The organism is Cohnella sp. GCM10012308 (assembly GCF_042649185.1).
In the GTDB taxonomy this organism is placed as follows: Bacteria; Bacillota; Bacilli; order Paenibacillales; family Paenibacillaceae; genus Cohnella.
The window spans coordinates 469,167-482,301 of the sequence record NZ_JBHRYU010000002.1 but is presented as its reverse complement, the minus strand read 5'-3'; the positions used below and the strand labels follow the sequence as shown (position 1 = coordinate 482,301).

General features: G+C 59.4%; 10 protein-coding genes. 5 read left to right on the top strand and 5 right to left on the bottom strand.

The genetic code is table 11. The features are described from left to right. The first annotated feature begins 41 nt into the window (after nucleotides 1–41). The 5 genes from kdpA to ACFOTD_RS05245 all read left to right on the top strand — a co-directional run bounded on the left by kdpA (nucleotide 42) and on the right by ACFOTD_RS05245 (nucleotide 7,742). Nucleotides 42–1,721, top strand: coding sequence for a potassium-transporting ATPase subunit KdpA (kdpA, locus tag ACFOTD_RS05265; protein ID WP_378116430.1), 1,680 nt, complete (start codon nucleotides 42–44; stop codon nucleotides 1,719–1,721). 23 nt (nucleotides 1,722–1,744) lie between these two features. Then, a complete protein-coding gene (kdpB, locus tag ACFOTD_RS05260) occupies nucleotides 1,745–3,778 on the top strand; it encodes a potassium-transporting ATPase subunit KdpB (protein ID WP_378116428.1) in 2,034 nt (677 codons plus the stop codon). 94 nt (nucleotides 3,779–3,872) lie between these two features. Beyond that, nucleotides 3,873–4,496 carry a potassium-transporting ATPase subunit KdpC gene (gene kdpC / locus ACFOTD_RS05255; protein ID WP_378116426.1) on the top strand — a complete coding sequence of 208 codons (624 nt, stop codon included), beginning with the start codon at nucleotides 3,873–3,875 and terminating at the stop codon, nucleotides 4,494–4,496. Between the two features lie 106 nt (nucleotides 4,497–4,602). After that, nucleotides 4,603–5,421, top strand: coding sequence for an alpha/beta fold hydrolase (locus tag ACFOTD_RS05250; RefSeq protein ID WP_378116424.1), 819 nt, complete (start codon nucleotides 4,603–4,605; stop codon nucleotides 5,419–5,421). Then, nucleotides 5,418–7,742, top strand: a complete 2,325-nt coding sequence (locus ACFOTD_RS05245) for a histidine kinase (protein WP_378116423.1) — start codon at nucleotides 5,418–5,420, stop codon at nucleotides 7,740–7,742. The genes ACFOTD_RS05250 and ACFOTD_RS05245 overlap by 4 nt, the downstream gene beginning before the upstream one ends. An 84-nt stretch (nucleotides 7,743–7,826) precedes the next feature. Here the strand turns inward: ACFOTD_RS05245 and ACFOTD_RS05240 are convergent, their stop codons facing one another. From ACFOTD_RS05240 to ACFOTD_RS05220, 5 genes are read right to left on the bottom strand one after another with little or no spacing between them, the layout of a single operon-like run. After that, nucleotides 7,827–8,075 (bottom strand): hypothetical protein, encoded by a 249-nt coding sequence (locus ACFOTD_RS05240; protein ID WP_378116421.1) that lies wholly within the window; start codon nucleotides 8,073–8,075, stop codon nucleotides 7,827–7,829. Further along, nucleotides 8,072–9,304 carry a Ger(x)C family spore germination protein gene (locus ACFOTD_RS05235; protein ID WP_378116419.1) on the bottom strand — a complete coding sequence of 411 codons (1,233 nt, stop codon included), beginning with the start codon at nucleotides 9,302–9,304 and terminating at the stop codon, nucleotides 8,072–8,074. Before ACFOTD_RS05235 ends, ACFOTD_RS05240 begins: the two co-directional genes overlap by 4 nt. Continuing rightward, a complete protein-coding gene (locus ACFOTD_RS05230) occupies nucleotides 9,285–10,400 on the bottom strand; it encodes a GerAB/ArcD/ProY family transporter (protein WP_378116418.1) in 1,116 nt (371 codons plus the stop codon). Before ACFOTD_RS05230 ends, ACFOTD_RS05235 begins: the two co-directional genes overlap by 20 nt. Further along, the gene (locus ACFOTD_RS05225) at nucleotides 10,397–11,884 is read right to left on the bottom strand and encodes a spore germination protein (protein ID WP_378116498.1); all 1,488 of its coding nucleotides are present in this window, start codon (nucleotides 11,882–11,884) and stop codon (nucleotides 10,397–10,399) included. The genes ACFOTD_RS05230 and ACFOTD_RS05225 overlap by 4 nt, the downstream gene beginning before the upstream one ends. A 56-nt stretch (nucleotides 11,885–11,940) precedes the next feature. After that, a complete protein-coding gene (locus ACFOTD_RS05220) occupies nucleotides 11,941–13,032 on the bottom strand; it encodes a GerAB/ArcD/ProY family transporter (RefSeq protein ID WP_378116416.1) in 1,092 nt (363 codons plus the stop codon). Nucleotides 13,033–13,135 lie beyond the last annotated feature (103 nt).

Here is a 13,135-nt window from a genome sequence, read left to right as displayed (position 1 = left end):
ATACGCTTATTTGAGTCGCTTTAGCCCAAGGAGGAAAGGCCATGGATCTCTTGCAAATCGTCATCGTTATCGGCATTCTCGTGCTGATCGCCAAGCCGCTCGGAAATTACGTTTTCCACGTCTTCTCCAATGCCCCCAATCGGACCGACAGACTGTTCGGCTGGGCAGAGAAGCCGATCTTTGCGATCGTCGGACTTAAAGTCCGCCCGGGGATGAGCTGGAAGCGGTACGCGATCAGCTTCGTTGCGACCAACTTCGTGCTCGTGGCGGTCAGCTACATCCTGCTGCGGATACAGAGCGGACTGCCTTTCAATCCGAACGGCATCGGCGACATGGAGCCGACGCTGGTCCTCAATACGGTCATCAGCTTCATTACGAATACGAACCTGCAGCATTACAGCGGCGAGACGGGCTTAAGCTACTTTTCGCAGATGGCGGTCATCATGATGATGATGTTCACGTCCGCGGCGACCGGGTTCTCGGTGGCGGTGGCGTTCGTCAGAGGCATTACGAGCAAAGGCAGGACGCTGGGCAACTTCTTCGAGGACTTCGTCAAATCGCACACCCGGATTTTTTTCCCGCTTGCCATCCTCGTCACGCTCGTATTGGTGGCGTTGCAAGTGCCGCAGACGTTGGACCCGACGCTGTCGGTAACGACGCTGCAGGGCGCCTCGCAGCAGATTGCGATCGGGCCGGTCGCCTCGCTGGAGGCGATCAAGCATCTGGGCACGAACGGCGGCGGCTTTTTCGGCGCAAACTCCGCGCATCCGTTCGAGAATCCAAGCGCGCTGACCAACGTGATCGAGATTCTGTCGATGTGGGCGCTGCCTGCCTCGCTGCCTTTTATGTACGGCCGGTTCGCCAAGAGCCGCAAGCACGGCTGGGTCATTTTCTCGGCGATGATGGCGCTGTTCCTCGTGTTTCTGACGGTCGCTTATACGGCGGAGAAGAGCGGCAATCCCGCGCTTGAAGCGCTTGGCATCGACGTTTCCCAGGGCAGCATGGAAGGGAAGGAAGTGCGCTTCGGCATCGCCCAGTCCGCGCTGTTCACGACGGTGACGACGGCGGCGACGACGGGCACGGTCAACAATATGCACGATACGCTGACCCCGCTCGGCGGCCTGGTGCCGCTCTCCGAGATGATGCTGAACGTCGTGTTCGGCGGCAAAGGCGTCGGTCTCGTCAATATGCTGATGTACGCGATGCTCGCCGTATTCATCTGCGGGCTGATGGTCGGCCGGACGCCGGAGTTCCTCGGACGCAAGATCGAGCCGCGCGAGATGAAGCTGATCGCGGTCGCGATACTGGCGCATCCGTTCATTATATTGGCGCCGACGGCGATCGCCTTCCTGAGCGATCTGGGCAAGGGATCGATATCGAATCCCGGTTTTCACGGCATCTCGCAGGTGCTGTACGAATATACGTCGTCGGCCGCCAACAATGGCTCAGGCTTCGAAGGCCTCACGGACAATACGCCGTTCTGGAATATTACGACAGGCCTCGTTATGTTTTTCGGACGCTATGTTTCGATGATCGCGCTGCTGGCCGTCGCCGGCTCGATGACGCGCAAGCAATGGGTGCCCGAGACGATCGGTACGTTCCGCACGGATAACGCGCTGTTCACCTTCCTGCTGATCGGGACGGTCATTCTGATCGGCGCGCTGACCTTCCTGCCCGCGATCGTACTCGGACCCGTCGCGGAGCATCTGACGATTCGCTAATGAAGAGATGGAGTGAAGCTGCCATGAACGATAAACGCAAAAAAAGCATGTTTTCCGGACCATTGGTCGCAGACGCTCTGAAGGCGAGCGCGATCAAGCTGAATCCGGCGGTCATGATGAAAAATCCGGTCATGTTCGTGGTCGAGGTCGGCACGGTAATCGTGCTGCTCATGACGCTGTTTCCCGGTTACTTCGATGCGAAGGACCGGATCGGCTTCAATCTGGCGGTATTCCTGATCCTGCTGTTTACGGTGCTGTTCGCCAACTTTGCCGAGGCGCTGGCGGAGGGCAGGGGCAAGGCGCAGGCCGATACGCTGAAGCGGACGAAAAAAGAAATTACGGCCAATAAAGTCGTAGGCGGCGGCGTGAAAACCGTGCCCTCGACCGAGCTTCGCAAGGGAGATATCGTCGTCGTCTCGCAGGGAGAGATGGTGCCCGGGGACGGCGAAGTGATCGAGGGGCTGGCATCCGTCGACGAGTCCGCGATCACCGGCGAATCCGCGCCTGTCATCAAGGAGGCGGGCGGGGACTTCAACTCGGTCACGGGCGGCACGCGCGTCGTCAGCGACCGGATCAAGGTCCGGATTACGAGCGATCCGGGCGAGACGTTCATCGACCGGATGATCGCGCTGGTCGAAGGCGCCAAGCGGCAGAAGACGCCCAACGAGATCGCGCTTAACACGCTGCTCATCAGCCTGACGATCATCTTCCTGATCGTCGTCGTCACGCTCGGACCGATCGCATCCTATGTGGACGTCAAGCTTGAGGTGCCCGTGCTGATCGCGCTGCTGGTCTGTCTGATCCCGACGACGATCGGCGGGCTGCTCTCGGCGATCGGCATCGCCGGCATGGACCGGGTGACGCAGTTCAACGTGCTCGCGATGTCGGGCAAGGCGGTCGAGGCCGCGGGCGACATCAACACGATGATCCTCGACAAGACCGGCACGATCACCTTCGGCAACCGGATGGCGAGCGACATCGTAGCCGTTGGCGATGCCCGCATCGAGGAGACGGCCGCCTGGGCGGCGATCGCTTCGCTCCAGGATGAGACGCCGGAAGGCCGCTCCGTGCTGGAATGGATGAAGAAAAACGAAAAAACGTTCGACGCTGCGATTGGCGAAGGCGGCGGCTTCGTGGAATTCAAGGCGGAAACGCGGATGAGCGGTATCGATCTGCCGGACGGACGCCAGGTCCGCAAAGGCGCCGTCGACGCGATCCGCAAATGGGTGGCGGCACAGGGCGGCGCCATTCCCGAGGATCTTAGCAAGCAAGCGGACCGGATCGCCTCGGAGGGCGGCACACCGCTGGCCGTGGCCGTCGACAAGCAGGTATTCGGCGTCATCTATCTCAAGGATACGGTGAAGCCGGGGATGAAGGAGCGGTTCGACCAGCTGCGCGCGATGGGCATCAAGACGATCATGTGCACGGGCGACAACCCGCTGACGGCGGCGACGATCGCGAGAGAAGCGGGCGTGGACGACTTTATCGCGGAGAGCAAGCCGGAGGACAAGATCGCGGTCATTCGGCGCGAGCAAGCCGACGGCAAACTGGTCGCCATGACCGGGGACGGGACCAATGACGCGCCGGCGCTCGCGCAAGCGGACGTCGGGCTTGCGATGAACAGCGGCACGACGGCTGCCAAAGAAGCTGCCAACATGGTCGACCTCGACTCGGATCCGTCCAAGATCATCGAGGTGGTCGCGATCGGCAAGCAGCTGCTCATGACCCGCGGCGCCTTGACGACCTTCAGCATCGCCAACGATATCGCCAAGTACTTTGCGATTATCCCCGCCATGTTCATGCTGGCGATTCCGCAGATGGACGCCTTGAACGTCATGCAGCTCGGTTCGCCGCTGTCGGCTATTTTATCGGCTTTGGTGTTCAACGCCATCATCATTCCGCTGCTCATTCCGCTGGCGATGAGAGGCGTCGCTTACCGGCCGATGAGCGCTTCGCGCCTCCTCAGCCGCAATCTGCTCGTCTACGGCCTCGGCGGGATCGCGGCGCCATTCGTCGGCATCAAGCTGATCGATATGCTCGTCCATGTATGGATCTGATCGCGCGACAGCGCTTGGCTTTGATTTTGCAGGTATCTATTTATCAAGCATCTATTTATCGGACGCTATTTAAAAAAGAAAGAAGGAACCGGCTATGAGTACGCTTGTACAGGACGGGCAGGACGACGAGGGCGTGCGTCAGGGCGGATCGATGCTCTGGATTGCGGTTCGCATCAGTCTGCTGTTCATTATTTTGTGCGGTATCGTCTACCCGCTTGTCAGCACGGGGCTCGCGCAGCTGCTTTTCCCCCGCCAGGCGAACGGCAGCCTGCTCAAGGACAAGGGCGGCAACGTTGTAGGCTCCGAGCTGATCGGGCAGTCGTTTACGGATCCAAGCTTTTTCCAGGGTCGCGTCTCCAGCATCGACTATAAAGCGGAGGCTTCAGGTTCGAATAACTACGGGCCTTCCAATCCGGACTTGCTCGCACGCACCAAGGAAACGATCGCGAAGTGGCAGCAGGATAATCCGGACGTGCCGGTCGATCGTCTGCCGATCGCGCTTATCACCAATTCGGGCTCGGGACTCGATCCGCATATTACGCCGCAGTCCGCGCTTGTGCAAATTCCGAGGATCGCCAAGCTGACCGGCATGTCCGCGGCCGAGCTGACGTCGCTGGTAGACGCCTACACCGAAGACCGCGACCTGGGCGTTTTCGGCGACAAGCGGGTGAACGTGCTAAAGCTCAATCTCGCCCTGAAGGAAAAGCTGGGCAAATAAAAGTCGTTCAGAGCCCTGTCCGCGCTTGTTATGGCGGACGGGGCGGTTGCCTATCCGTCTCTGTGGTCCTTATCGCATTTTTCGCATATAAACGAGGTGTATCCTTTTGCCGGTAGTCAAGCTTAACGGAACGTCGCTCTACTATGAGACGCAAGGAAGCGGAACCGCTCTTTTGTTCATTCACGGGCATGGCTGGACGCATCGCATGTTCAAGCCCCAGCTCGATTACTTTTCAGACCGTTATCAGGTGATCGCCTGCGATCTGCGCGGTAACGGCCGCTCGGGTGAATTGCGGCAGTCTCCGGACGACATTATCGATACGCAGTCCCTGGATCTGATTATGCTGCTGAACGCGCTCCATATCCGCGAGGCGGTGTTCGTCGGCATCGCTTACGGCGGCTTGATCGTCCAGCAGATCGCGGCGCAGTACCCGGAGCGGGTCAAGGCGATCGTCATCGCCGACAGCTTCTGCCGCAGCGAAGCATCCACGCTTATGGGCAAGCTTCAGCTGGCTGCGGCGTATCTGAGCTGGGTGGACTATTACGCGCCGGGCGAGCTGCTGCTCCCCTCGCTGCGCCTCGCATACCGCCGGTGGGGGCTCGCATACAGCGAGCTCCGGCGAAATGTGCTGGAGCGGAGACCGCGAGAGCTGTACCGGCAGCGTCTGGCAACCAGGCGCATCGATTACTCGGCTCATCTAACCGAAATTACCCGGCCTGCATTGGGCGTCGTCGGCGACTACACGGCGTTTGGCGTCGAACGCATGAAGGAGGTCGTCGCCCACCTGCCGCAAGCCAGGCTGGCGATCATCCCCGATGCGAACGAACCGAGCAGCCTGTGCCAGCCGGATTCGTTTAATGTCGTGATCGAACAGTTTCTGGAACGTCAGGCGCTGCAGCCGCGGCGGGAGGAGGGGAGCGGATGACGGAGTATCGGCGCAAAACGCCGGAGGAGATTTTATACTCGATATCGAAGCTGCATCGCGGACGCTTGAAGGTCATCATCGGCGCGGTCAGCGGATCGGGCAAAACGTATCATATGCTGCGCGAAGGCAATCTGCTGAGGCAGCAGGGGATCGACGTGGTGATCTGCGCGGTCACGACGATGCAGCGTGCGGAAACGGTGCAGCAAACGCTTGCGCTCGAGCGCGTGCCCAGCATTCATTGGTGGAAGGAGGGCAAGGAGCAGAAGGATCTGCCGCTGGACGCGCTGCTCGCCCGCAATCCGGAGGTGGTACTCGTAGACGGCCTCGCCCACCGCAACCGCGAGGGAGCGAAGTTCCGGACGCGGCTGGAGGACATTCGCTACCTGATGGATCACGGCGTCAGCGTCATTACGACGATCGACGTATACGAGCTGGAGGGAGAAGACGAGATCGTCTATAAGCTGACCGGCATACGGGCGGAGGAGACGGTGCCTTCTGACACGCTGGAGCTGGCGGACGAAGTCAGGCTGATCGACGTATCTCCGGAGACGATCCTGAAGCGGATCGACGAAGGCCTTCTGGGGAACGAGCGGCATCCGGCGATGTGCCGGCGCGGCAACCTCGGCGTGCTGCGTGAAATCTCGCTGCGGCTGATGGCGGAGGGCGTCAACGATTCGTTAGAAAAGCATCGCGAGTCGCTGGGGCTCGTCGGCCCTTCCGGCGCCGCGGAGCGTATCCTCGTGTCCGCGCAATATCACTGGAACGGCTCGCTGCACGTACGCAGAGGGCAGCAGATCGCCAGACGGTTGAACGGGGATCTGATCGTCGTGACGTTCGTACGTCCCGGGCTGACGCTGACCAAGAACCAGCAGGTTTTCAAACGGTCCATTCAAAAGCTTGCCCAGAAGGTGGATGCCAAGTTCGAGGAGCTGCCGCTTCCCGGCAGGCGCAAGCTTCCGTCGCTGCTCGTGCGTTATGCGACCGAGAACAACGTCACGCGAATCGTAATGGGGCATTCCGATAAAAACCGCTGGCAGGAAAAATGGCAGGGCTCCATCGCCAACCGGGTGCTGCGGAAAACGAAAAACATCGACGTGTTCATTATGGCGGATCGCGCGGAGCAGACGGGCGAGCGCATCCTGCCGATCAAGCCCAAGCCCAAGGCGGCCGCGGAGCGATATCGCCGTCTCAGCACGGGAGAGATCGAGAAAAAGATCGAAACGATCCGTCGGGGCACCTTTAAGGTCTATATCGGAGCGGCTCCGGGCGTCGGCAAAACGTTCAAAATGCTGCAGGAAGGCAATAGCTTGCTCGGCAAAGGGATCGATGTCGTCATCGGCCTCCTGGAGACGCACGGGAGGAAGGAAACGGCGGAGCAGGTCGGCGCTTTGCCTGTCGTGCCAAGAGCCGTCATCCCTTATCAGTCGGCCAGGCTGGAGGAGATGGATACGGACGCGATCGTCGCGCGCAGGCCCGAGGTCGTCCTTGTCGACGAGCTGGCGCATACGAACGTGCCGGGAAGCCGGGACAAAAAGAGGTACGAAGACGTCATCCGCCTGCTGGACAGCGGCATTTCCGTCATTTCCACCGTAAACGTGCAGCATTTGGAGAGTCTGAACGACGCGGTGAAGCAATTGACGGGCGTTCGCGTGCGGGAGACGGTCCCGGATGCGATCCTGCGGCTGGCGGACGAGGTGGAGCTGATCGACGTTACCCCTCAGATGCTCCAGCAGCGCATGCGCGAGGGGAAAATCTATGCGGCGGAAAAGGTCGATCAAGCGCTCGGATCCTTTTTCAAAATCGGCAATCTGATCGCGTTAAGGGAGCTTGCGCTCCGGGAGCTGGCGGACGACGTGGACGAACGTCTGGAGGCTTGGGACCGCAATACGTCGCTTCGCGGTCAATGGCGGCGGCAGGAGATGATCTTCGTGTGCGTAGACGCAGGTCCGCGAGCCGAGCGGCTCATTCGCCGCGGCTTCCGCATCGCGCACCGCCTTAAGGCAGAGTGGCATGTGCACTACGTGCAGCGGGGCGCAGAGGCGAGCGGCGACACCGCCAGACGCTTGGATACGCTGCGCCAGCTCTGCGAACGGCTGGGAGGCAGGATGGAAGTCGCTCCACTCGGCGGCCGCACGCGGATCGGCGAAGCGCTGCTGCAGCGGATGAACGAGTTGAACGCAACGCTGCTCATCGTCGGCCAATCGCGCAGACCGCTTTGGTATTCGCTGCTTAAGGAGACGGTCGTCCACTTTATGCTTCGCCGCGCGCGCGGCATTGATATGCTGATCGTCGCGGATTTTGACCGGAGCGCTGCGGAGTAAAGCGGAGGAATAAGAGAATTCGACATGTTCGATATGCACGGGCCGGGAGGCGAATGATCCCGGCTTTTTCCGATAGGGCCGCCTTTAGCGGTAATGGATCAGATGCAGCAGCCAATCGCCGGCCGGGTTGAGCACGGACTGCTGTATACTGATCAACGTCAGGCTGGGCCACTCGTTCAGTTTGGCTAAGCCCATAAAAGCACTCCAGGCGATCAGCGCGAGGAAGCCGGCCGATTCGCTTCTTCTGCCGTGCGCGAGCATCGCCCTGCACCCGACATAGGCGAACAGCGCCAAGCCGGCGGCAGCAAGTCCGACGAGCAGGATATGCTTCATTCGGTATTTTTCTCCTCGAGCTTTTTAAACGATTTGGTGCTGACGCCGACCCGCTCGATCTTCACCTTGGCGTCGGTCTTCACGACGATCTTCGCAAACTGCCCGTCCCAGTTTTTCTTCAGCCGCTCCCAGGATTTCGGATCGTGCCGATGGACGGCGTCGGCGAAGCCGAGAACGTCGGTTTTTTGCGCTTTGACGGCAGCCAGGGCGTCGTCGACGATACGATCGACCTCTTCTTTTAACCGGGCTTCCAATTGATGAAGGACGCTGGGCTCCAGCAGGTCGAGCGCGCAGTTCATCTCCTCTAGCGCGCCTTCGGTCCGAATGCGGACGTCCATGGTCAGCCGGTCGCCGTCAAGCCTGGGCGTAAGCTTCGTCGAAGATTTGGTGATCCGGAAGGTTCCCAGCTGGCTCTGGTTATTCCGGTCGCCGCAAGGAAAAGAGAAGGTGGCGAACTTGACGCGGTTAGCTAGAAAGGCGACGCCAAGCGCTTCGCGTTGGCTTAGCCAGCCGACCATCCGATCGGCCTTGAACAAGGCCAGCCGTCCCAGCTTGAGCCTCGACGCCAGATTGGTCTCCGCCAACTGATCCGTCCCGTTCACGTCCGGCGATCCGCCGATGTAAATTTCGGGCAGTACGCCGCTTCGCGCGTCTCCTACAATATTCATCGCGAACTCGTACACTTTGACCGCAGGCAGTATCGAATCGATCCTGCTTTCCTTCGCGATCAGCGCCTGCAGGCCTTCTCCGCTGATGCGCTCCATGGCGAACAATTGACGAAGCATTCGCGAAGGATCGCCTTCCGCGATCAGGATATTGACCGTCTCCCGCGCTTCCGGCTGCCGGAAGTATACGTCCAATATGGCGTTCATGCCGGAGCGGGCCGCTCTGTCGCTCACGACCAACACGCGGTTATGCGCGAAGTACAGCTGCCGCGGACTTTCCAGGACGCTGCGGGACACCGCCTCCCTGATCGTTTTGCCGGACGTCGTATACACCGTGGTAGGCGCGCCGCCGCTGCCTGCCGCGCCGCCGCCATAGCCGGAGGAAATCGCGGACGGGATGATGACCTGATAGGTGACTGTCCACCCTGTATCCGTCTTGTCGAAGCTCGTGGCCGAAGTAATGGCGAGCTCGTTGAGCTCGGTCCGGTCCCAGCAGCCCGACAGCAAGATGACGAGGGACAGGCAAGCGGCTGCCAAGCTGCCGCTACGAATCGTTCGGATCATAGGCCCGTCGCCCCTTCGTTCCTTTGGCCGTGACCAGCAAGCCGACCGCAATGAGCGCCGGCAGCAGCACATTGCTGAAGAGCAGGTCCAGAAATCCGGTATTGACCGTGAAAGAATAAAAATCCGCGGCATTGCCCCACGAGCACAGCGCGTTCAGCATGACAAACAATCCCAGCGCCAACAAAAACGGCCGTTCGTTGCGAATACGAAAGGTTTGCGTCAGACACTGCGCAGCTCCGAACACGAGAACCGAGAGTTTTAGATACATCGTCAGCAGCCATATCGAGATGAACACGATCTCGAGACGCTCGAGCAGGCTGCCGATCTCGACGACGCTCACGATGAAAAATCCGGGATAGGTAATGAGCGGAACGAGGTGCGGGCCGAATGTCGCGATCGAGACGGCCACGGTGACGCAGATCGCCGCGCCGGCTAACGCCACGCCCGCGATTCCCGTACTGATCGCGCTTTTCTTTTTATTGAGATAAGGCGCCAGGAGCAGCAGAACGGCGACCTCCGACAGCCAGCTGGCAGGCAGGAGGCTGCCCTTCAGAACGGGCGCGAAGGAGCCTTCCCACAGCGGAAGCAGCTGCTTCGCGTGCATGTTTTCCGCGATCAGGAGCGAGCCTGCGGCGATCAGCAGGACCGAGAAAAGAAAAGTGATCATATTGACTCTCACGATTGTCTCGATGCCTTGGCCGACCGCGTAAACCACGACCAGTATGATAATTGTCATCGTCAGCCATTGCGGCGTGCGATGCAGCACTTCATCGGAGATGAAGTTCGAAAATTCGCTTAGGGTGATGACGGAGGCCGTAATATAGTAGCGGGCCAGAAGCAGGCCGATCACGATGCAGGCCCATCGTCCGAATCGTTTTTCCAGCCAATCCATCAGCGGCAGCCCGGGATTTTGGTTGCAGATATAACCGATCAGCGCGGCGATTCCGAACCCGAGGAGCGTGCCGAGCGCCACCGACTGCCAGGCGTTTTGCTTCGCGAATGCCGCGACCGCGCCGGGAACCAGCAAAATCCCCGTAGGAGCGATCGTAAACATGATAACCGCCGACGCTTGAAAGGACGTGATTTTCTCTTTCATTCGTCGTTCCTTTCTCCGGATGGCGACGAAGGCGGCGCAGGTTTCTGATTTTTTCCTTGCCGGACGTTCGCCTTCGGATCCGCGATCAGCCGCGGCCTGGTCGAGAGCGCCCACCACGGCAAGCGGATGAATACATCCTTTAGGTTGGCGATCGAGAGCGGGGACAGCGGCAGCATGAACGGAATGCCGAACGACCGCAGGCTGACCATGTGGATCAGCAAAAACATCAGTCCCGTCATGACGCCGAACAGGCCGAAGGTGCCGCCCAATATCATCATGCCGAATCGGATCAGCCGGGAGGCCGTCGCCATGTTGATCGACGGAATGACGAAGTTCGCGATGGCCGTGAAGGAGACGACGATGACCATCGCCGCCGATACGAGTCCCGCCTGCACGGCGGCTTGGCCGAGCACGAGGGCGCCGACGATCGAGATCGCCGACCCCATCGCTCTAGGCATGCGAACCCCCGCTTCGCGGAGCACCTCGAAAGTGATTTCCATGATAAAGGCTTCCACGATCGCCGGGAACGGCGTTCCCTCCCGCTGCGCGGCCAGGCTGACGAGCAGCGTCGTCGGGATCATCTCCTGATGGAACGTCGTGATCGCGATATACAGCGAAGGGAGCAGCATGGACACGAGAAATGAACCGTACCGGATGAGCCGCAAGAAGGAAGCGATGTCAAAGCGCTGATAATAGTCTTCGCTCGATTGAAAAAAGCGGTTGAACGTGACCGGCGCGAGGAGCACGAAGGGCGTACCGTCCACGATGATCGCGATCTGTCCTTCCAGGATCCCGCCGACGATCGCGTCGGGGCGCTCCAGATTTTGCAGCGTCGGAAAGGGCGTAAACGTTCGGTCCTGGATGAATTCTTCGATATAACCGCTCTCCAGGATGCTGTCGGTATCGATCCCGTCGAGGCGTTCGTGAATTTCGTCCACGATTTTTTGGTTGGCAATGCCTTTCAGGTAGACGACGGCAATTTGCGTTTGCGTCATCGTGCCGATGCTTTTGTGATCGATTCGGAGCTTCGGCGACTTGATCTTTCTTCGGATGAGCGAAGCGTTCGTCCTGATGCTCTCCGTAAATCCTTCCTTCGGACCGCGGATGACGGTCTGGGAGCTTGGTTCTTCTACGCTGCGATGCTCGCCACCCGACGTGTTCGCGCAGACGGCGATCTGGCTCCCCTCGGCAAGCACGACCGTCCGGCCTTCGAGAAGCGCCTTGAGGAGTTCTTCGCCCGTTCGTACTTCCGCGATGCCGGCGACGGCCAATACTTTTTCTTTGAGCAGCCGTAAGCGTTCTTGCGCGGAAGCCGCTTCGCCGAGCGAATGTGACGCGTCCAGAATGCGGTCGACGATCCGCCCGTTGACGGCCATCGGATCGATCAGTCCTTCGATATAGACCATCATCACGAGGGGCCGCTCGTCGGCGCCGCACGCAAAAGCGCGACTCACGATATCCGAGCCGTGGCCAAGCTCGTTCATGATCCATTCGCGCGCGGCGGCCGACGATTCGGAAATCGGGGTTGAATGTCGCTCGGTCACGCGCGCACCTTCAATCTTCGGTTTTTAGTCAGCATGACCAGGAGAAGGAGCAACGGAATGGCGATTTGAAAAATAGGGAAATGATACTTCAAATTATATTTAAAACCGATCCACACCTGCGCCATTTGACTGCGGAACAGAAGAGAGCCGCCGAAGATCGCCAGACCGACCGGCAGAATCATCGCGCGGTGCCTCAAGTTAAGCAGACGGGACGCGGCTAGCGTAGCGGCCAAAAAGTAAGTCGTCTGCTTTATGAATACGCCCGTGAACAGGAGGAGCGCCACGAAGGGATCCATCCGCTCGATGATGCTCGCAATCTGGATAAAGCTCGTGCCCATCATGAACGGAATGGAGCTGATCTGCGACACGGGACCGAGACTGCCGATGATGGCCATATTGGTAACGACGATAAAGAAGCCGGCGAACAAGTAGCTGATCATGGTGACGCGGCTGAGCATTTTGCGGTCGTTGCAATAGGGCCAGAGCATCAAAAAAACGACCATTTCCCCGAACGGAAAAGAGATTACCTCGGGAATCGCGGCGTCGAATACCGGCCGGACGCCGCCCTCCATCACCGGTAGCAGCCGGTCGAGATGAACGATATCTCCGCCGATCAGCAAGAAGATGAGCAAACCATAGACGAGCAGGACGACGGGCAGCAGAACTTCCGCTAGACGGAAAAAAACCTCAAGGCCCTGATAAACCGCGTAAGCGGACAAGAGAATCAATAAGAGCAAGACGATGATAAGCGGGGTTTGCGGCAGCAAATAAACGATCGTCAAATCGCTGAATTCGCGGAAATTCCGGATAGATTTGTAGCTGAAATAGAGGACGTAGGAGATGGAGAGCGCCGTGCCCGCATACCGTCCGAAATAAGCAAGCAAAATATCGATGAGGTTCTGGCGGGGCGCGAGCTTCTGAATCGTCAAGGTAACTAGCGCGAGCAGCCCGAAGCCGACGAGCATGGCAAAAAGCGTTGCGATCCAGGCATCGCGCTTGGCGTCGCTGGCCAGCAGGAACAAGGATGAGCTGCCGATCTGAAAGAGGATGATCAAGGCGGACAATTGATAGCGGCTGTACTGGACCACGGATCATACCTCCCTCGGCAGGGTAAATATGGAACCTTTATATTCTGGATGCTGAGAAGGGAAATTATGCACGGCGGGCAAGCGAACGATAGGGCTGTCCCGG